At 71.0% G+C, this 19,588-nt stretch carries 17 protein-coding genes; 6 read left to right on the top strand and 11 right to left on the bottom strand.

Annotation, left to right across the window (positions count from 1 at the left end):
* Window positions 1-5: 5 nt before the first annotated feature.
* From STTU_RS11000 to STTU_RS10970, 7 genes are all read right to left on the bottom strand, one after another.
* Window positions 6-1,238 carry a DNA cytosine methyltransferase gene (locus STTU_RS11000; protein WP_234019212.1) on the bottom strand — a complete coding sequence of 411 codons (1,233 nt, stop codon included), beginning with the start codon at window positions 1,236-1,238 and terminating at the stop codon, window positions 6-8.
* Window positions 1,239-1,296: 58 nt separating this feature from the next.
* On the bottom strand, window positions 1,297-2,271 hold the full coding sequence (locus tag STTU_RS10995; RefSeq protein WP_007822727.1) for a DNA cytosine methyltransferase: 975 nt from the start codon (window positions 2,269-2,271) through the stop codon (window positions 1,297-1,299).
* Window positions 2,272-2,355: 84 nt separating this feature from the next.
* A complete protein-coding gene (locus STTU_RS10990; protein ID WP_007822726.1) occupies window positions 2,356-5,283 on the bottom strand; it encodes a Z1 domain-containing protein in 2,928 nt (975 codons plus the stop codon).
* Window positions 5,284-5,291: 8 nt separating this feature from the next.
* Entirely contained in the window at window positions 5,292-6,257 is a 966-nt protein-coding gene (locus STTU_RS10985) for a PD-(D/E)XK motif protein (RefSeq protein ID WP_043254821.1), read from the bottom strand.
* Window positions 6,250-7,785: an ATP-binding protein gene (locus STTU_RS10980; protein ID WP_043254819.1), complete on the bottom strand. Its 1,536-nt coding sequence runs from the start codon at window positions 7,783-7,785 to the stop codon at window positions 6,250-6,252. The genes STTU_RS10985 and STTU_RS10980 overlap by 8 nt, the downstream gene beginning before the upstream one ends.
* A gap of 62 nt (window positions 7,786-7,847) precedes the next feature.
* Window positions 7,848-8,303, bottom strand: a complete 456-nt coding sequence (locus tag STTU_RS10975; RefSeq protein WP_007822723.1) for a very short patch repair endonuclease — start codon at window positions 8,301-8,303, stop codon at window positions 7,848-7,850.
* A gap of 56 nt (window positions 8,304-8,359) precedes the next feature.
* Window positions 8,360-9,424 (bottom strand): hypothetical protein, encoded by a 1,065-nt coding sequence (locus STTU_RS10970; RefSeq protein ID WP_043254815.1) that lies wholly within the window; start codon window positions 9,422-9,424, stop codon window positions 8,360-8,362.
* A 123-nt stretch (window positions 9,425-9,547) separates the two neighbouring features.
* Between STTU_RS10970 and STTU_RS10965 the strand changes: the two genes are divergently transcribed.
* Both STTU_RS10965 and STTU_RS10960 read left to right on the top strand, forming a co-directional pair.
* Window positions 9,548-9,826 (top strand): DUF6412 domain-containing protein, encoded by a 279-nt coding sequence (locus STTU_RS10965; protein WP_009068386.1) that lies wholly within the window; start codon window positions 9,548-9,550, stop codon window positions 9,824-9,826.
* A 140-nt stretch (window positions 9,827-9,966) separates the two neighbouring features.
* Window positions 9,967-10,812 carry a YidC/Oxa1 family membrane protein insertase gene (locus STTU_RS10960; RefSeq protein WP_007822719.1) on the top strand — a complete coding sequence of 282 codons (846 nt, stop codon included), beginning with the start codon at window positions 9,967-9,969 and terminating at the stop codon, window positions 10,810-10,812.
* A 181-nt stretch (window positions 10,813-10,993) separates the two neighbouring features.
* Here STTU_RS10960 and STTU_RS10955 read toward each other — a convergent pair whose 3' ends face one another.
* Both STTU_RS10955 and STTU_RS10950 read right to left on the bottom strand, forming a co-directional pair.
* The gene (locus STTU_RS10955; RefSeq protein WP_043254813.1) at window positions 10,994-11,479 is read right to left on the bottom strand and encodes a heme-degrading domain-containing protein; all 486 of its coding nucleotides are present in this window, start codon (window positions 11,477-11,479) and stop codon (window positions 10,994-10,996) included.
* Entirely contained in the window at window positions 11,476-12,573 is a 1,098-nt protein-coding gene (locus tag STTU_RS10950; RefSeq protein WP_043254812.1) for a Gfo/Idh/MocA family oxidoreductase, read from the bottom strand. Before STTU_RS10950 ends, STTU_RS10955 begins: the two co-directional genes overlap by 4 nt.
* Before the next feature lie 69 nt (window positions 12,574-12,642).
* Between STTU_RS10950 and STTU_RS10945 the strand changes: the two genes are divergently transcribed.
* Together STTU_RS10945 and STTU_RS10940 are read left to right on the top strand one after the other, a co-directional pair.
* On the top strand, window positions 12,643-13,992 hold the full coding sequence (locus STTU_RS10945; RefSeq protein WP_007822716.1) for an ROK family transcriptional regulator: 1,350 nt from the start codon (window positions 12,643-12,645) through the stop codon (window positions 13,990-13,992).
* A gap of 150 nt (window positions 13,993-14,142) precedes the next feature.
* Window positions 14,143-14,922 carry an HAD-IIA family hydrolase gene (locus STTU_RS10940; RefSeq protein WP_007822714.1) on the top strand — a complete coding sequence of 260 codons (780 nt, stop codon included), beginning with the start codon at window positions 14,143-14,145 and terminating at the stop codon, window positions 14,920-14,922.
* Between the two features lie 294 nt (window positions 14,923-15,216).
* On the opposite strand, the gene STTU_RS10935 is transcribed toward STTU_RS10940, so the two are convergent.
* Window positions 15,217-15,492 (bottom strand): WXG100 family type VII secretion target, encoded by a 276-nt coding sequence (locus STTU_RS10935; protein ID WP_009068392.1) that lies wholly within the window; start codon window positions 15,490-15,492, stop codon window positions 15,217-15,219.
* A 174-nt stretch (window positions 15,493-15,666) separates the two neighbouring features.
* Between STTU_RS10935 and STTU_RS10930 the strand changes: the two genes are divergently transcribed.
* Both STTU_RS10930 and STTU_RS10925 read left to right on the top strand, forming a co-directional pair.
* On the top strand, window positions 15,667-15,987 hold the full coding sequence (locus tag STTU_RS10930) for a hypothetical protein (RefSeq protein WP_234019211.1): 321 nt from the start codon (window positions 15,667-15,669) through the stop codon (window positions 15,985-15,987).
* Window positions 15,988-16,163: 176 nt separating this feature from the next.
* Window positions 16,164-17,153, top strand: coding sequence for a hypothetical protein (locus STTU_RS10925; RefSeq protein ID WP_234019210.1), 990 nt, complete (start codon window positions 16,164-16,166; stop codon window positions 17,151-17,153).
* 180 nt (window positions 17,154-17,333) lie between these two features.
* Here the strand turns inward: STTU_RS10925 and STTU_RS10920 are convergent, their stop codons facing one another.
* Window positions 17,334-19,442, bottom strand: a complete 2,109-nt coding sequence (locus tag STTU_RS10920) for a hypothetical protein (RefSeq protein WP_007822708.1) — start codon at window positions 19,440-19,442, stop codon at window positions 17,334-17,336.
* Between the last annotated feature and the right edge of the window lie 146 nt (window positions 19,443-19,588).

Below are 19,588 nucleotides of genomic sequence, written 5' to 3'. Positions count from 1 at the left end.
GGCGCTCAGCCGGCGGTGAGCTTGCGGTGAATCACCTCGGCCAGGGCGCGGCCGAGCCCGATGGGCACGGCGTTGCCGATCTGGCGGGCGATCTGCACCTTGGAGCCGTACCACTTGAACGTGTCCGGGAAGCCTTGGATCAACGCGGCCTCCCAGTGGGTGATGGGGCGGTCCTTCGTGGGATGGAGGTACCGCCCCTTCTCCGGTTTGTAGAACTCGGTGCGGATGGTGACGGAGGGGCGGTCCTTGTGCAGTCTGCCCATGACGTCGCCGGAACCCGAGGTGTGGTTGTCCCAGCTCTCGGTCGAGAGATAGACGGGAACGCCGTTGATGACGCTCGTCCTGTCGGTGAGGTCGTAACGGTTGCCCCCCGGCGGGATGGCCGCGTAGCGCGCGAGCGACAGAGGCGTGGGGTTCCTGCGGATGTGCAGTTCCTTGCCGCTGAACGCGCCGGGCAGGTCGGTGCCCAGGGGCGCGCCGGTGCGGAGGGGAAGATCCTCCTTGAGCCGCACGCGCAAGGTGTGCTCGAACACGGCGTCCCACACGCCGAGCCAGGGGGCCCGGCCTTCCTCGAACGTCAGCTGGTCCGTCGCGCGACGATGGGACGGGATCGGGTGCCGCAAGGGCTCGCCGAGATCCCTGCGGGTGGCGATCACGATGGCCCGGCGCCGCGCCTGCGGGACGCCGTAGTCCGCCGCGTTGAGGACCTTTTCCGTCAGGTGGTAGTCCGCGAGCGGACCATCGGCCTCCGTGGCGGCGCAGAGTGCCGCGTACTCGGGTGACCGCAGGAAACGGTCGACGTTCTCGATCACGAAGATCTTCGGCTTGATGACCTGCACCGCGCGTACGTACTCGCGCCACAACTTGTTCCGCGGGTCCTCGGACTTCGGCGGTTTCTTCTTCAGGTCGTCGCGGTTGAGGCCGGAGAACCCCTGGCAGGGCGGCCCTCCCATGATGACGTCAACGCCTTCGTACGGAGTGGGATCCCACCCCTCGATCCTGATGGCGCTCACCTTGGCGGAGGGGAAGTTCGCCGCGTACGTAGCGGCTGCTGCCGGGTCCATCTCGACGGCGGCGAGGGTGCGGAACGGCGAGGACGCCGGACCGTCGGGTCGGTAGGCGTGGAAGCCGGCGGAGAATCCTCCGGCGCCCGCGAAGAGGTCCACCACCGAGATACCCGGGTCGCCAGAGGCGGGGGCTGTGGGGGAGCCGTCCAGCGTCTCAGTGGTGAGGGACATGAGACGGAATGCTATCGGGCGGGGAGGAGGGGCGGGGCATCGCATCGGTGTTTCCGGGTCAGCGGCCGAGGGCTTTTCGTACTTCCCGTCCCACCGCCGCCGCCACGGGCGGTGGCGTCGTCTGACTGATCTGGCGGTAGGTGGACGTCTTCCGGCCCGCGATCCGCCAGTCCGCGGTGAAGCCCTGCAACAGGGCCACCTGCGGCACGGTGAGGCTCACCAGCCCGTCCTTGTCCGGTAGATCCCTGTCGATGCGGAACTCGGGACCCGGGACCTCGTTCCCCAGACTGCCGCCGAAGACGTCCCAGCGTCGCCACGCCTTCTTCGAGCGGGTGCCTCCCAGATCAGCGCCACCGCGACCGGTGGCTCCCCCCACGATCGTCGGCGCGGGCTGGTCCGCGTGATCGGCCCAGTCGTCCGCACCCGGCCAGCCCCGGGCGCCCATGGAGGCCCGCAGGGTCTCGCCGAGCGTGGGGCAGGGGGTGGCCAGGGGCACGGGCCAGGAGAAGCGCTTCATGCGTTCCCCGGACATCGCCACCAGGAAGCCGTGCTCGCGACGCTGGGACACCCCGAAGTCTTTGGCGTCGAGCACTGCGGTGGTCGCCACGAAACCGAGATCCTCTACTGCCTCCGCGACCGCCTCGCGCATCGCGGCGAAGCGCGGGGACGTGAGGAATCCGGGGATGTTCTCCAACAGGAGCGCCGAGGGGCGCACGTACGCCGCCATGTCCAGCGCGGCCGAGAGCGCGTCCCTCGGATCGGCGGTGCCCTGCTGCTTCCCGCCAATGGTGTAGGGGCTGCGGGGCAGCCCGCAGGAGAGGAGATCCGCCCCGTCCAGACAGTCGTACTCGACGGGTTCGATCTCCTTGAGGTCGCCCCTGATCACCTGCCACTCGGGACGGTTGGCCCGGAGAGTCGCGCAGGAGTCGACATCCACGTCCACCGCGGCGGCGATGCGGAAGCCGGCCTGTTCGAGTCCCAGCGCCTGCCCGCCGACACCTGCGCACAGGTCGATGGCAGTTGCTTCACCCACTGTCGTCCTGCCTTCCGATCCCACCGAAGTGCACGGTCCCCGCGACCGTCGGGGATCCGGGCGTCATCGTATCGACGCGAGAGGTCATCCCTTTCCGGAGTCGACGGTCGTGAACCACACGACCTTCCCGTCGCTGCTGCGGGCGGCGGCCGGGGCCACGAAGGAGAAGGCCAGAACGACTTTCCCGGCCGCCACGTGACCGGTCCTCTCCACCGCTTCCCGATGCCGGGACTCGACCACCGGGTAGAGAGCGACGACACCGCGCCGCGCCCGGACAAGCGCTTCGGTGGTGCTGTTGCCGCCCACCGGCAGGGCGCCGGCGATACGAAGGGCCGCGGCGCGATGCCGGGGCTCGGAGACGGCACCGAACGCGGCCCCGCGTCGCCGGTCGCGAGCGAACCAGGAGTACGTCCGTGAGGCATCACCGATGAGGGCCGCCCGCTTGCCCGTCGCGTGCTGCGGTGCGAGCACGAGCCAGTCGTCGAGCATTCCGGCGCTCGGGGCACTGATCTTGTGGAGGTACCTCAGCAGCGGCGCGAACTGCTGGTCGGTGGTCCAGCGCATCGAGTCCGCCAGTTCCAGGAACCGCTCGGGCTCCAGTCGGCCCGTCCGGGCATCGAAACTGCGCTCCTGCTCCTCCGCGTCGTAGTGGTACGAGAAGGAGGTGGTGGCGGAGTCGAGGGATTCGAGGACGGGCAGCCACAGGCCGGTGTTGTGGGAGAGATCGACGCTCTCCGTGGGATAGGCGGTCGGCTCCTCCCATTTGCCCGCGCTGGCGAGTTCCACGACCCGCGTGTTGTACATCTTGTTCTTGCTCGTGGGCCGCAGCCACGGAAGGTGTTGGGCGACGAGCGGCGGAACACCCGCGGGCGTCACCTGGGGCCGGCCGTCCACCCACGTCGAGTACTGCGCCAGCTGCGTGCGGAAGGACTCCTCGTCCCGACAGATGGCCTCGAACGCCTCGTAGAGGTCGACCTCCTTGGTCCCGGCCTTCTCGCCACGACCGACGTAGAGGCGTACCAGGTCCCGGTAGCCTTCGCGGAAGCCGAACCAGCGCCCCATCTGCATGAGGGTGGAGGCGTTGTTCGCCCGGCGGCGGTAGTAGGTCACGGTGAGCCCCTCGACGGTGAACCCGCGCGCGAGCTTCTGACCGCCGATGATGATCTTCCACAGCGAGCGTCGGTCGAAGTCGGCCTCCCCGTAGCCCTTCTCCGTGTCCCCGTTGACCACGATGGTGGGCTCTCCGTCCCCGCTGACACGCATCACGGCCACGCCGACGTACGGAGCGAGGTCGTCGTAGTGCTCGGGCGTCGACCACGATCCGGCCCGGACCCGTGAGACGGGGGCGATGTCGGCATCGAAGAGCTTGCGCAGTCGCTCGTGCCCGACGGCGCTGTAATAGCGCGACTCGGCCCACAAACGGTCGATCAGTTCCCGAAGTTCGTGGTGGTCCTTGGTGCGGACCGACTCGTGGACGAGCATCGTGTGGTGACGGTAGAAGTGGTCGTCGAGATCGTCGTGATCCATCCGGTACAGCTTCACCGCGGCGGTCAGGACGAACATGTCCAGCGCTTCGCGCAGGTCGGTGCAGTCCTCGTCGTCGATGAGCCTGATGTCCCGGACGTGCGCGAGTTCGTTGGAGTTCGCCACGGTGCGGTCCTCGGGCGCCACGGGCGAGTCGAGGTCGTGGAAGTCCTGTACTCCCATGTATCCGTCGGGGCGGGGGAGGGCGACGATGAAGTCCTTGGGAAAGATGTCCTCGCTGTCGCTCGGGTCGATGAAGACGTTGGCGAAGGGGGTCGCGGTGTAGCCGACGTACTGTGCGCGCGGCAGCATCCGCAGCAACTCGGAGATCTTGTCGTTGATCGCCGTGCGGTTGGCGTCGGCCCGCCGAGGGTTCGCGGTGTTGACGGATGCTTCGTCGGACTCGTCATCGATGATGAGTACAGGGATCTCGGACAGAGGTGTCTTGATCCTCCGGAGATCCTTGACGAGTTTGCCGAGCACCGACTTGTTCTTCTTCACCACCATGAGGCGGGCGTGGGAGCGATGCAGGTTGCGCGGATCGTTCAGGGGCAGTGACGGTTCCTGCTTCTCGGCCTCCAGGGCCACGATCCCCTGGAGAAGGCTGCGGTAGTCCCTGTCCCTGGTGGTCATGCGGATGATGTCGAAGCCGCCCAGCGCCGAGGGCATCCCACCGTGGGCGAGAAAGTCACCCCGGGCCCAGGCGGGGTCGTCCGCGTAGTCCGACTCGTCCGCCCCGGCGCCGCGCAGGATGTTCTCCCGCCCCACCAGCTCCATGTCGAGACGACGTTGGGTCTGGGCGCGGAGCAGGTTGAGCGTGCCGCCGAGCACGATGACGAGACGGTATCCCGCGTCCATCGCCTTGGCCACGACGCCCGTGAAGTTCGCGGTCTTGCCCGACTGCACATGTCCCACGACGAGCCCCTTCGACTGGTAGGCCGTCGGTGCGGCGGGGTCGGCGAGGCGCTCCACCACACGGTCCGTGGCCTGATCGAGACCGGCGACGGCCTCGGGCGACCACCCCTTGTCCTGGAGGACACGCCGGTAGGCCGGCCAGTACCAGCTCCGTCCGCGGACCGACTGCGGGGTGTACCAGGGGGTGAAGGCGTCGCTGATGACCACGGGCGAGGAAGCGCGGGGAACCGGGATCAGCGCGGTGAGGAGAGCGGCCGTCTCCGCCGACAGACCGAGCAAAGCGCCGATCTCGTCGCGCCGGTCGTCGGTGCGCGGCGCTCTCCCGGCCCAGTCGGCAGACTCCGCGTAGTCCCACTGCGTCAACTGCTTGCGCCACAGTTCGACGAGCGGATCCGTGCTCGCGGCGGCGCGCAGCACGGAGCGAAAGTCCTCCTCGTTCGCCAGCGGTGCGGCCTCCGGGCCCTCGTCCTCGGCGTGGTAGGCAAGTGCCCGGCGAAGATCCTTCGGACGCCGCACCATGCCCGCGAGGGCGGATCGGTGGAGGTTCACGCGGAGGGCGTCGATGTTCGTCATGGGTCCAGTCAGGGGAGGCGGATGGCGGAGAGAGGGGCAGGGACGTCCTGCGGGGCGACCAGTCCGGACAGGTCGATCTCGTAGCGGACGTCGTGGACGCGCTGCCGCACCTGGGGAGGCAGGTTGTCCGTTCCCAGCCGGGGGAAGGACGGGGTCACGAGAAGAGCCAGTGCGGCCCTGCGCATGCGCCAGCGTTCGTCGTCGTGCCGGTCCTCCACCCAGCCGGTACGTCGCAGCGCCCGCTCGAAGAGCGAGGAGGACTCCGGTGCCTCGTCGCCGATCCGGGCGCGCACCTCCTCGACGTACTCGGTGAGGGTGGTCCCGCCGCTGCCCGCCCGGGTGAGGCCGAGCGAGACCAGCCACAGGGGACGCGAACCGGTCGGGGTGAGCTGCCCGAGTCCGTGCACGGTGTGCCGGGGCTCCTCCCCGGTCGTCGTCTTCACCTCGACATCGAGGTCGGGCAGGGCGAAGTCGTGTTCCTCGCGGTGCGGACCGTGCCAGCACCGTACGGCCTCGGCCCAACCCAGCCGCCCGGCGACCGAACCGAGGGCGGCGAGTTCACCGAGGAGCCCGGTGCGCTCCCGCGGATCGAGGCCGCGTCGGCGGCGGAGCAGAGATTCCCACGCCTCCAGTGTTTCGACGAGTGCGCGGTCGAAGGGACGTCCGTGCACGAGCATCCGGTCGGCGACCGAGTTGAGCAGATCGTGGAAGTCCCGCTCCACACCGGGCACGGAGGTGCTGAGCCGAGCCATTCGCAGGCCGCGGTGACGTATCTCCTCGACCCTCACCTGCTCGTGGGAGGGATGAGCAGCCGATTCCTTCGGACCGAGTTCCACGTAGAGGCACAGGCGCTTTCCGTCCTCCACCTCGTACGAGACCAACGGCGCCGAGGCGTCGGAGAGCCGGTAGGAGGTCGCGAGGCGATTCGCGAGGTAATGCTCGACGTTCGTCCAGGGGACCTGGCTCTCAGGCATCCTCGCCCGTCCCTTCCACCTCGGCGCCGGCGGCAGCCACCAGTACCGACTGCCACAGTTGGAGGTTGTCCTTCTCCCTGCTTCCGCTGTACTCGTGCTCGTAGACCTGGTGCAGCAGCAGATACATGAGCGACTTGACCACCGGTGCGTCGTCACGGCCGCCCCGACGACCGCCCAGGATCGCCGCTCGGTAGCGCTGATTCAGTGCGATGGCGCGTTCCTCGCGATCAACGGCGAAGAAGTCGTCGTTGTCGAACCGCTGCCAGACGACGGAGACGGGCGGCTCGCCCGGGACCGCGGGCATCTCCTCGGCGAAGGTCTCCCGGACGGCCGGGGCGATGCCGTCCCCGGGCGGGATGGTGGCGCGACGCGTCGTGCCGGCCCGTCGCCTGGCCTCGCGGTAGGCCGTCTCGGCGGCGGCCAGGTAGTCCGTGAACGCCGACCCGTCCGTGGCCGTTGCCTCGTCCAAGGAGCGTGCGAAGTCCGGGGTGGTCTCGACACCCGACTTCTTCACGGTGAGTCGGAAGGCGTCCGCGGCCGAGGGGAGGTCCACGGCCACTCGTGCCAGCGCGAGGTGTTGTTCGGGCTGGCGGTAGCCGTTCCAACCACCGGCCTGCACCAGACGGTCGTGCCGGTAGAAGTAGAAGCCCTGCCTCTCCATCGCTCCGCCGACGGCTCGGAACTCGTCGAGATTCGAGCGGGGAGTCCAGACGTGGGCGCCGAGAGTGAACTGCGTGCCGTCCGACAGCCTCGCCGTGTAGGTGCGCGGAAAGCCGGCGTGGCCCGAGACGGGATGGGCGAAGGGATCCAAAGGCTCGACACCGAAGTTCACGTACTCCGTGCCGGTGCGCACGTCCTCCACCGAGATGGTGATGTGGAAGTCGCTCCGGGCCAAGAAGCGGTGCAGGTGGAGGCCGAGGTGAAGTCCCAATTTGTTGATGCTTCGATGCAGGTAGCGGTCGGTCTGTCCCCCCTCCCCGCCGCGGGGGAAGTCCTTCACCCCGTCCCAGCGAACGACCGTGCCCTGCCAGACGATCGGACGCTCGGCGTACCTGTCGATCAGCTGCTGCGCGTAGTCGGGGCGGACGACGTCGCACTCGAAACCGGAGACCGCCCGCTGCATGCGCCAGCGACGTCCGACCGCGCGGGTGCGTTTGGTGGTGCTGACGACCGTGACGGCCTCGGCCTGGCTCAGGGAGGCCGATTTGAGACCGGTGCCGAACATCCCGAGCGAGTTCTCGACGTAGTCCCGGCGACCGCCCACCGTCATGGCGATGTCCAGTTCCTTCTCGGTCATGCCTTTGCCGTCGTCCACCACCAGCAGGCTTGTCAGCCTGTCGCCGTCGCGAAGGAAGTGGATCACCACGTCGTGTGCGCCGGCGTCGATGGAGTTGTCCACCAGGTCCGCGATCGCCACCTCGAAGCCGTACCCCTGACTGGCCACGGCCTCCATGTAGCGGGCGTCGGGCGGCAGCGTGCGACTGCCGTCCGTGGGGACGTCGAACTCCCAGGGGGAAACAGCTGCCATGGCGACCTCGATCACGGACAGGGAAGCGAAACAGGGGGACGGACGTGGTCGGGACAGCCGCCTCAGGGCGGAGGCGGGGCGGAACGCTCCTCCCGCTTCCGCCTCAGCTCCGCGATCACCACCGCCGCCGCCTCCTCCGGTGTCTCGTGCTCCCAGAAGCGCAGGACCGTCCAGCCCAGGGCGCGCAGGTGGGCGGTGGTCTCGGTGTCGCGGGCCATGTTGCGGTCGAGCTTCTCGCGCCACCAGGCGGCGTTGCTGCGAGGGCTGGTCGCGTGGTCGGGGCACCCGTGCCAGAAGCAGCCGTCCATGAAGACCGCCAGACGCTCACGCGGGAAGCCGAAGTCCATCGTGCGTCGGGCGAGGCCGGGGACGCGCAGGTGGAGGCGGTAGCGCAGCCCGGCGGCGTGCACGAGTCGCCGCACGGCACGTTCGGGGTCGGTGTCCCTGGAGCGCTGGCGGCTCATCCGTCGCGTCACGTCCACCGAGGACGGAAGGGGGAGATCCGGCACGCGAGCCATTGTGCCGGCGCGTGCGCCCGTGTCGAGCGGCTTCGCGAAAGGGGGTGACGCAGACCTCACCCCGCCCCGTGGCACCCCTCGTACCCCGTCCCCGACCCGCACCAGCACTCCGCTCCCGGGTGTGGGGGCCAGGGGGTGGCGAGGGCTCGGGTGGCGAGGGTGGTGGTGTAGAGGGGGAGGAGGGCCGGGGTGGTGGGGGCCGTGGACTCGGCGGCGGCGAATGCCTCGTAGGAGGGGACCGTGGCGCGGACGATGCCGAGGTTCGGGATGCCCGAGGCCGCCAGGTCGCGGAGGGCCGACTCGATCGACCTCGTGTGGGCCTCGTAGGAGGGGTACTCGGTGGCGAGCGCCGGGTAGGAGGTCAGGAGTTCGGTCAGTTCCGGCTCCGGCCAGTGCAGGACCGCCACCGGGAAGGGGCGGGACAGGGCCGCGCGGTACGTGGCGAGTTCGGCGCGCAGGCGGGTGATCTCGGCGCGCAGTTCCTCGGGGCTGTCGGAGCCCAGCACCCACGTGCGCTTCGGGTCGTGCAGTTCGTCCAGCGGGACCGACGCCGGGTTGAGCGCGTCCGCCATCGTGTCCCACGCGTCGTGCTCCAGCCCGAGCAGGCGGCGGACGCGGTGCCTGCCGATGAGGAGCGGGCGGGCCTCGTACGGGGGCGGGGCCGAGCCGTCGAGGAGGAGCGCCACCGCCTCCTCGTAGGTGGCGTGCGCCTCCTCCAGCTCGTCGTGCGCCTCCAGCGCCTGCGCCACCACGATCCACGGGGCCGGCGTGCGCGGGGCCGCGCCCCGTACGCCCGAGACGATCGCCTGGGCCTCCGCCTCGTGCCCGTACTCCCACAGGTTCGCCGCCTTCAGGGCGCGGATCAGCGCCGGGTCCTCGGGCGAGCCCGCGAGCAGACCGTCGTACAAGGTGCTCGCGCGGGTGCGGTCGTCCGCCAGCTCGAAGTGCGCCGCCGCGCGCAGGAGCAGTTGCTCGGCGTCCTCGGGGTGGCGCTCGGCCAGTCGTTCCAGGCGCTGGGCCTGCTCCAGGTGGGCTTCGCGGTCGCTTTCGCCCTGTCGCGCCGCCGGTACGGGGGCGACGGGCGGGGCCGGGGTGGACTGGGCCGGGGTTTCGGGGCGCATGGCCACACGGTAGCGCCGGGCACGCCCCGAACGGAGTACCAACCGGCCGGGAACCTTTCCGGGACCCCGCTCGTCTGGAGGGGTGCCAAGGGCCACCGCACGAGGAGACGAGGGGGGATACGCGTGCCACGACTGCTCGCGCTCGTCCTGCTCGTCCTCGCCGGTTCCCTCGGCGCGGAGCCCGGACTGCTGCCCGCCGCCGTCGCCGTCACCGCAGCGGCCCTCGCCGTGTGCCTGCTGAGCACCGCGCTCGGCGTCCCGCTCGTCGCGCCCACCGCGATCCGCACCACGATCCGCGAGCGCGCCCGCCGTACCGCCTTCCTGCCCCAGCGCGATCCCGACGCCTCCGGGCGACCACGTCCCCGGGCACCCGGCCGCCGCCTCACCGCGCCGGCCGGCTGACCCGGGCCCCCGGGGCTCACAAGCCCCCGGGCCCCCTCGGGCCCGTAACCCACCCGCATCCGTACGCGACCGCGCGTACGGAGGTCCGCCGCGCCGCCGCACAGGTCCGCTCATCCCACCTGTGAGGCCCCGGAGGACTCATGTCCCTGCCCGAATTCCACACGTCCGGCTCCGGCTTCCTCGGCCTGTGCGCCGGCGGCGTCGACTATCTCGCCGATCTGCTCCAGCCCCTCGCGGGCACAGCCGCGACCGCCGCCGCGATCGTCGTCCTCACCGCCTGCGTACGGCTCCTCCTGCTGCCGCTCTCGCGCACCGCCGCGCGCGGCCAGCGGGAGCGTGCCGGGCTCGCGCCCGAGATCGCCGCGCTGCGCCGGAAGTACGCCAAGAACCCCGAGCGCATGCAGCGCGCGCTCACGGAGCTGCACGCCGAGCACGGCGTCTCACCGCTCGGCGGCTGCCTGCCGATGCTGTGCCAGCTGCCGTTCTTCTTCGTGCTCTACCACGTCTTCTCCAGCTCCCGCATCGGCGGCGAGCCCAACCGCCTGCTGCCGCACCGCCTCTTCGCCGCCCCGCTCGGCGACCGCTGGGCCGACGCGCTCGCGCACGGCGGGCCCTTCGGCGAGCGGGGGCTCGTGTACGTGGCGCTCTTCGCGCTCGTCGCCGCCGTCGCCACCTTCAGCGTCCGCCGGAACAAGCGGCAGCTCGCCGGGGCGGACACGCCCCTCGCGGCGGCGGGCGGTCAGCAGGTGCCGGGCGTCGGCGCGCTCACGCGGTTCATGCCGTACATGGCCTACTTCACGCTGATCAGCGTCGCCGTCGTCCCGCTCGCCGGGGCCCTCTACATCGTCACGAGCACCACGTGGAGCGCCGTGGAGCGCGCGGTGCTGTACCGGGAGCGGGGGACGGCGGCGGAGGACGCGGGGGAGGCGACGGGCAAGGGCAAAGGCAAGAAGGACGCGGGCGAGGGGGAGGCGGTGGCCGCCTGAGCGACCGGCTCGGGCGAGGGGCGGGGGCGGAACGCCGTACGGCTCCGCACGGCCTCGTACGGGGCCCGCCTTCCGCCGCCCGCCACCTCGTCCACCACCACCTCGTCCGCCGCCGGAACGTCCGCCGCCAGAACGGCCGCCCCCGGAACCGCCGCCCCCGCCCCGCCCGCCCCGCCGGCCCCTACCGCCCCGCCAGGTACTCCTCCAGCGCCGCCACCACCAGCGCGTGGTCCTCCACCTGCGGCAGGCCCGAGACGCCGATCGTGCCCACCGGGCCCGAGAAGCCGCGGACCAGGATCGGGAGGACCCCGCCGTGGGCCGCGTAGCGGGAGGGGTCGAGGCGGGAGGCGTCCTCGAAGGTCGTGCCCTTGGCGCGGAAGCGCGTGCCGACGAGCAGCGAGCTCTCGCCGTACCGCTCGACGACCCTCCGCTTGCGCGCGAGCCAGTCGTCGTTGTCCGCCGTCGAGCCGGGCAGCGCCGCGTGGAAGACCTGCTGGAGGCCGCGCCGCAGGTCGATCGCGACGGGCGCCTCCGCCTCGCGCGCGAGGCGGACGAGGGTGCTGCCGAGGTCCCAGGCGTCGTCGTGCGTGTACGTGGGCAGTTCGAGGCGGTTCTGTTGCGCGAGGAGGTCCGCGATCTCCCCGGCCGTGGCGGGCAGGGCGCTCATCGGGTCACCTCCACCGTGACGCCCTCGGCAGCCGAGCGGCGCGCCGCCTCGATGACGTCGAGCGCCGCGGCGGCCTGCCGGGCCGTGACCGGGTTCGGGGCGCCGTCGCGCAGGGCCGCCGCGATCGCCGCGTAGAAGGCCGGGTAGTCGCCCGGCTCGGTCGGTACGGGCTCGCCGCCGCCGGTCAGCGGGGACTCGCCCGCGCCGAGCCTGCCGAACAGCTCGGCCGGCTCCGTGCCCCAGGGCTGCTCGCCCCCGGGGCGTTCGCCGGCGCGCAGCGCGGCCTCCTGCGGGTCGAGCCCGTACTTCACGTACCCGGCCCGCGAGCCGAGCACCCGGAAGCGGGGCCCGAGCTGCGCCGTCGTCGCGGAGACCCACAGGTGGGAGCGGGCGCCCGAGGCGTGTGCGAGCGCGAGGAAGGTGTCGTCGTCGGTCGCCGCGCCGGGGCGCCGCACGTCCGACTCGGCGTACACGCGCGTGACCGGGCCGAGGAGCGTGAGCGCCTGGTCGACGACGTGGCTGCCGAGGTCGTAGAGGAGACCGCCGAACTCGGCCGGGTCGCCCGACTCGCGCCAGCCGCCCTTGAGCTGCGGACGCCAGCGCTCGAAACGCGACTCGAAGCGGTACACGTCGCCGAGCGCGCCCTCGTCCACGAGCTTCGCCAGGGTGCGGAAGTCGTTGTCCCAGCGGCGGTTCTGGAAGACGGAGAGCAGCAGTCCGCGCCGCTCGGCGAGGGCCGCCAGCTCGCGCGCCTCGGCCGCCGTGCCCGCCACCGGCTTGTCGACGACGACGGGGAGACCGGCTTCGAGCGCGGCGCGCGCGAGGGGCACGTGCGTCTTGTTGGGCGAGGCGATGACGACGAGCCCGTACTCGGTCGCGCGGGCGAGGACGTCCTCGGGTGTGTCCGCGAATCGCACGTCGGCGAACTCGGCCCGCGCCTGCGCGCGGCGGTTCTCGTCGCGGGTGACGACCGTGTCGAGACTCAGCCCCGGGGTCGCGTCGACGAGGGGGGCGTGGAAGACGGAACCCGCGAGGCCGTAGCCGATCAGGGCGACGGGAAGGGGTTCGCTGGGGGAGGAGGTCGGGCCACTCATGCCTGCCACTTTCGCAACAGTGTTGAATAAGTGCAAGCACGCAGATGGGGGCGACACAGGAGACAAGGGGTGAGCGACGTGGCCGAGGGACCGCGACACACGGGTGGACGGGGCGGCGTCCGGCTCGCGGACCTGCGCGGGCACAACACCGCGCTCGTGCTCGACCTCGTGCGCGGCGCCGGACGGGACGGGATCAGCCGTCCGGAACTGGCGCTCCGCACCGGGCTCACCGTGCAGGCCGTCAGCAAGATCACGGGGCGGCTGCGGGAGGCGGGCCTGCTCGCCGCCGCCGGGCGGCAGGAGTCCACGGGCGGCAAACCGGCCACCGCGCTGCGCCTCGTGCGCGAAGCCGTGCAGGCGCTCGGGGTGCACCTCGACAGGGACGGCGTGCTCGTCGTACGGACCGATCTCACGGGACGCGCCCTCGCCCGGCGCCGCGTGCCGCTCGACCTGGGACGCGGGGCCCGGGAGGTGGTGGACGTCGTGGCGGGGGCCATGGCGGACGTACTGGCGGGGGAGGACGGGCGCGGCGAGGCGCGTGGGGTGGCGGGCGGGGTGACGGAGGCGGGTGACGCGGGCGGGGTGGCGGAGGTGGGAGTCACGGGCGGGGTGACAGGCGCGGGGCATCGCGGCGCCGGGGGGACGGGTGCGCGTGCCGTTGGGGACGGGGACGCGCGAGCTGCCGGGGACGGGGGCGGGAGCGCGCGGGCCGCCGCGGAAGGGGGCGAGCCGCCGCTTCTCCTCGGTGCCGGGCTCGCCGCGCCCGGCCCGCTCGATCACCGTACGGGCGTGCTGCACAAGGTCAGCGGCTTCCCCGGGCTCGACGGGCTGCCGCTCGCCGCCGCGCTCTCCGAGCGGCTCGGGCTGCCGGTCGTGCTCGACAAGGACACCAACGCGGCGGCGCTCGGCCGCGCGCTCGCGGGCGACGCGCGCGCCTTCGCCTACCTCCACCTCGGTACGGGGCTCGGCGCCGGGCTCGTGCTCGACGGGCGCCTGTACCGGGGGCCGCGCACGGGCGCCGGTGAGCTGGGGCACCAGGTCGTACGGCTCGACGGGCCGCCGTGCGTGTGCGGGAACCGCGGCTGTGTCGAGGCGCTGTGCCTCGCCGCGCTCGCGGCGGGGGACACGGCCGAGGCGGCCCGCGTGCTCGGCACGGCCGCCGCGAATCTCGTCGGGCTGCTCGACGTCGAGCTGGTCCTGCTCGGCGGCCACCGGATCGCGGCGGCCCCCGAGGCGTTCGTACGGGGCGTGACGGCGGCCCTCGACGCGCGCGCGAGCCGCACGGGGACGGAGCCGGTGCGCGTGCGCGCGGCGGCGGGGGCGAGCGGAGCGGCCGGGGGCGGTGACGGCGCGATCGCGGAGGGGGCCGCGCAGCTCGTCCTGGCGCCGCTGTTCGGACGGCTCCCGGCCGAGGAGTGAGGGCGGAGGCGGGGCCTGTGCGGGCTCGCGCCCGGGTGGGGGCGAGGGCGGCCAGGGGTGGTCGTACCTGGTCGGGAAACGGGCGAGAAGCGCCGCATAAGATGGCCGCACCGGTCCCGTCCGCCCCCGCAGCCGCCAGGAGTACCGCCCATGCCAGAGCGCAAGCACATCGAGTCGTGGCTCACCGACATGGACGGTGTGCTGATGCACGAGGGCGTGCCGGTGCCCGGCGCGGACGCGTTCATCCGCAAGCTCCGCGACTCGGGGCGCCCCTTCCTCGTCCTCACCAACAACTCGATGCACACCGCGCGCGACCTGCACGTGCGGCTCAAGCGCATCGACCTGGACGTGCCGGTCGAGAACATCTGGACCTCGGCGCTCGCGACGGCGAAGTTCCTCGACACGCAGCACCCCGGCGGCACGGCTTACGTCATCGGCGAGGCCGGGCTCACGACCGCGATGCACGAGGCGGGGTACGTACTCACCGACGCGGACCCGGATTTCGTGGTGCTCGGCGAGACCCGTACGTACTCCTTCGAGGCGCTCACGCGCGCGATCCGCCTCATCAACAACGGGGCCCGCTTCATCGCGACCAACCCCGACAACACGGGTCCCTCGCCGCAGGGCGCGCTGCCCGCGACGGGCTCGGTGGCCGCGCTCATCACGAAGGCGACGGGCAAGGACCCCTACTTCATCGGCAAGCCGAACCCGCTCATGATGCGCACCGGGCTCAACGCGATCGGCGCGCACTCGGAGTCCTCGGCGATGATCGGCGACCGGATGGACACGGACGTCCTCGCGGGTCTGGAGGCCGGGATGGAGACCTTCCTCGTCCTGACCGGGCTCACTGCCGTCCCGGACATCGACAAGTACCCGTTCCGCCCGACCGAAGTGGTCGACTCCATCGCGGACTTGGTGGACCGCGTCTGACGGTGACGGTCGCAGGGCGGCAACGGGCCCGCCGGAGAACGGAGTTGGCGTCCTCGTGTGGGCCCCGCCCGTGACGGCACGGCGTTGACGTTTGCGCGCGGGGCTACGCCCGTATGCGCCGCGGCGCTGACGTATGCACGCCGACCTCGCCGGTATGAGGCGCGGTGCTGACGTATGCACGCCGATCCCGCCCGTATGCGAGCGGAGCCCGTCGTATGCACGGGGCCCCGCCCGTAACAGCGCGTGCCCGCACTCCCCTCGGGGTGTGCGGGCACGGGGGTGTCCGGGCGCGCGTCAGCCGTTGATCTGGTCGTTGGCCTCGGCGGCGCTGTTGGTCTCCTTGCGCGCCCGCTCCAGCGAGTCGACGAACTTGCTCAGCGTCGGCCGGAGCTGCTCCCAGTCGTCGCGGAAACGGTCCGCGCGCGGGCCCTTCCAGTAATCCGGGCTGGTCTTGGTGGCGTTGTTCAGCGCCGTGATCAATTCGTGCAGGTTCGTGTGCTGGTGCCCGAACGTCTTCGAGAGCGTCCGCAGTTGCCCAGTATCGGCGCCCTTCATGCCATCGCCGGCCATGAGAAGCCTCCCCGTGTTCCGTCGGGCGGCCTTTCCGCCCGCCGCGACGACCCTAACGCAAGCCGTGTCGGCGGGGCACGGGGAATGCCCCAAGCTGCTTGCCGCCATGGATATTTGGTCCTTAGCGTGAGGAAGACGGAGTGTTCTCGCGCGGTCCCGAACAGGAGGAACAACATGGGGAATCCCCCGGAACAGCCCAAGGTGGACAATCCGATGAAGGAACGCCTGGAAGCGCTGAAGCGCAATGTTCAACAAGAGGTGGGAAAAATGGAGAAACACCTCAAGAAGGCGTCCCAGGACATAGGGGTGGGGACGGAGGACAAGTCCTGGATCGGCGTGACCGCCGACAAGTGGCACGCGGACGCGAAGGGGAATCGGGACCGCATGCTACGTGAAATCGGAAAACTCGTCCCCGCGATTCAGCGCAAGATCGACAGCATGCCGGACAAGGTGCCGGCCAACGAGGCGAAGATGATGCGGATCGACATGCGGTGAGGGGCTGCGGGTTGTCCCGGGCACGACTCGTGGACCCCGGGGCAGGGCCTGGGGACTGGCCTGTTCGCGCTCCCGGACGGTGGGTATTGTCCGGTGCGGTGCCCGCGTGCGAGGTGCCGACGGTCGCCACGAGCCGTAACCCGCATGTCCAGCAACTCGTTTCGGGGGATTCGCCGATGAGCAGTCATCGCGTCAGGGCCGCACTTCTCGCCGGTGCGCTGTGTGTGCTCGCCACAGGGTGCGGCGGCGACGACGGCGACGGGAAGTCCTCGGCGTCCCCTTCGGACAATTGGGCCGACAGCGTTTCGCTGGACGTGAGCACCGGCGATCTCGCCCGAGGGAAGTCCGCGACGCTCCAGGTCACGACCGAGAACAGCAGCCGGTCGATCACCAACGTTCCGCTCGAACTCTCCTTCAAAACGGTCGGGTTGGCGCTGCCGCAGGAGAGCGCGCTCAAGGTCGAGTACCGCGACGGCGAGAAGAAGCCGTGGAAGCGGCTCGCGCTCTCCGCCCGGGACGGAAGCCTGCGCGGCACCCTCCCGGTGAACGTGCCCCACGGAACTGTGCAGCGCTTCTGGCGCGTCACCCCCGACTTCGGGGCCGACGCCGCTCTCCAGACGCTGAAGGTGAGCGGGAGCCTCGGCGGGAAAGGGCAGAAGGTCGATTCCACGTGGGAGCAGCCCCTCCCCACGGCCACGGTGCAGCCCGGCGACAAGGGCGGCACGGCCGCCCCGCTCACCCGCTCCGCCTGGTCCGAGTACTCCTTCCGCGTGCGCAACCTGCTGTCCGGCCCGCTCGAAGACGCGCAGGCCAGGGCCGAACTCTCCTGCGCCGACAAGGAGGGCAACGACGACAAGCCGTGCGACGTCGCGGACGGCGTGCCCGGCTACGCCGCCCAGTACTTCGACGGCGACGGCTGGAAGCCGCTCGACGTCAGCAAGAGCTCAGGCGCGAACCCCAAGGACATCGTTCTCCTGCGGGAAGCCGTGACGCTGCCCGCGAAGGGCGAGAAGGAGTACCGCTTCCGGCTCAAGGCCACGTCCTCGCTGGGGAAGCACTTCGACCACGCCGAACTGGGGCTGTGGATGGTCTACCCGAAGGCGGAGAAGGGCCAGAACGGCGTCCTGGGCTTCGAGTCCACGGCGATCCGCCTGGACGCGAACTGAGGCACGCGACCCGGACCGGGGACACACGGTGGGTCCCGCCCCGCCCGCCGGTCCTCCCTTCCGCGTGACCGGCCGCCCGCGCCTCCGCCCGCTCGCCCGCCCGCCCGCCCGCGCGTCGCCCGCCCGCGCCTCCGCCCGCCCGCTCGCCCCGCCCCGCTCACCTCGCCCCACTCGTCCCGCCTACTCGTCGTCCCCGCCGTCCGCCGTCTGGCCCGGCCAGTCCCAGGCGTTGCGGCCGTCCGCGAACGGCTCGTAGACCTTCGCGACGACGGCGGGGTCGGTGAGCCAGTCGCCGTACGCCTGACGCTGGGACGGCGTCATCTTGTCGACGTCCTTGACGGTGCCGTCGGCCTGGAGGAAATTCTTCGCCGGGTCGCTGCCGATGTACTTGTGCGGATCACCCTGCCGGGAAGTGTCCAGGCCCATCTCCTCGCGCTCGGCGTCCGTCATGCCCTCGGTGCCCGCGATCCGCACGTCGTGGGGCAGGTGGGCATCCCACTTCTCGCCCTTGCGCAGGAGGTCGTTGGCCTGGTCCTGGTAGCTCGCCTGCCAACTGGAGTCGATCTCGGCCGCCTTGACGTCCTTGATCTGCTTGCGGAGTTCACCGGGCGCGTCGCTCTTGTCGACGTGCACGCCGTCCTTGATCCAGCCGGTGAGCAGGTCCTGCGCGGTGGAGTACGCGGTGCCGATGACCGCGCCCTTGACGCCGGCGAGGCCCGCCCCGCCCATGCCGCCGGCCGCCGCGCCCACGGCGTTGTCGATGAGCCCGTCACGGAAGGCGTTGGTGTCCTCGACCCACTTGTCGAGGTCCATGTCCAGTTCCTTGCTGGAGGTGCGCATGTTCTCGTAGTAGAAGTGCTGCATGAGCCCCTTGCGGGCCGAGAGATAGCGCACGGCGTCGTCCGTGGTGCCGTCCTGGTGCGTGTTGTTCTCGCCGCGGATCATCTGCTGGTCGTACGCCTGGAAGAGGCCGCCGATGACGCCCGCGCCCTTGGGGTCGCGGCCTGCCTCCACCAGCATCTCCGACCACAGGTCCTGCGAGACCTCGATCCCGGGGCGGCTGCCGTCCTGGGCCTTGAGGAAGGAGGCGTAGTCCCACTTCTTGTCGCCGCTCCACAGCGAGTTGCTCACGGGCGACGTGACGCTCATCTCCAAGTCCTTCCAGTACTCGGTGATGATGTTCGTGTAGAGCTGCGCGGTGCCGTCGATGGGGTGGACGCTCTTCAAGTCCCCCTTGCGGTGCTGGGCGTTCTCGTAGAGGAGGAAGGCGGTGTTCTTCTCCGCGAGCCGCGGGTTCTCGTCGCGCAAGGACACGGTGGCGCCGTTGAGGAGCTTGAGGAACGCCTGGCCGCGCTCCTTCGGCTGGTCCACCTGCCACGGGCCCGTGTGGTACAGACTCGTGTTCACCCAGTCCCTGTTGTGGTCCATCCACTCGCCGGACGCCTGGTGGTCGGCACCGATCGCGCTGAAGAGCTGCGTGTACGCGTCCTTGCCCCACTCGCCCGCGTTGAGTCCGCTCTGCCCCATCCACTCGACCTCGGACGTGTGGTTCTTCCCCTTGGAGTCCACGACGCGGTCGCCGAGCGCGACGAGGAAGTCCTTGTCCTGCTTGCCGCCCGGGAGGAGCGGGATGAGGAGATCGGGGCGGAAGACGTCGCGCGGGCCGATCGCCCCTTCGGAGAACCAGTCGTTCCACGCCTTCTGCTTCTGCTTCGCCGTCTTGCCCTCGAAGGCGACCCGCGTGTACGTGCCGAAGGTGTCCGCCAGGACCTTGCGGTCCTCCTCGCGCTGCTTCGGGTCGTCCTTGTAGCGCTCGTTCATGTGGTCGCCCATGCTGAGCGACAGCATCGAGAGGGCCTGCGGGCCGAGGGCGTCGTAGAAGCCCTTGAGGTAGTCGGCGTCGGCCGAGTTCGCCGTCAGCGTCGCGAAGACCTCGGGCGAGATGTCACCCTTCTCGATCTGGTCCTTCCACTTCTCGCCCGCCTTCTTGCCGTCCGCCACGGACTGCTTCGCCGCCCCGACCTTGGCCTCGTCGATCCGTACGTACCCCTTGACGCCGTACTGCGTGTGCTCGGCGATCGAGAGGTGGAGGCGGCGGCGCAGTCCGGGGAGCTGGTCCTCCGCCCAGCTCGCGATGCCGCCGAGCTGCACGAGCGGCTCGGTGTCGATGCCGTACTGGCCGAAGCTCGACTTGATCCAGCTCACGGAGCCGCGCAGCTCCTTCTGGTCGGAGTCGAGCGACGAGATGGTCTTCGCCAGCTTGTCCGGGTTGATACCGGAGAAACCCATGGTGAACTGCCCCCGTTGGTTCGTCCTTCGCGGGTACGGGGGGCGTTTCGGGCCGCCGCCGTACCGACGCCTTGGCCGGAGCCAGTATCACGCACGCCCGAGCCGTGCGGAGCGGGACGGGTACGGTGAATCCCGCCATGGGGCGG

The sequence above is a fragment of the Streptomyces sp. Tu6071 genome (genome assembly GCF_000213055.1).
Classification (GTDB): domain Bacteria; phylum Actinomycetota; class Actinomycetes; order Streptomycetales; family Streptomycetaceae; genus Streptomyces; species Streptomyces evansiae.
The sequence above is the reverse complement of the archived record's forward strand: the minus strand, read 5'-3'. Positions and strand labels throughout refer to the sequence as shown.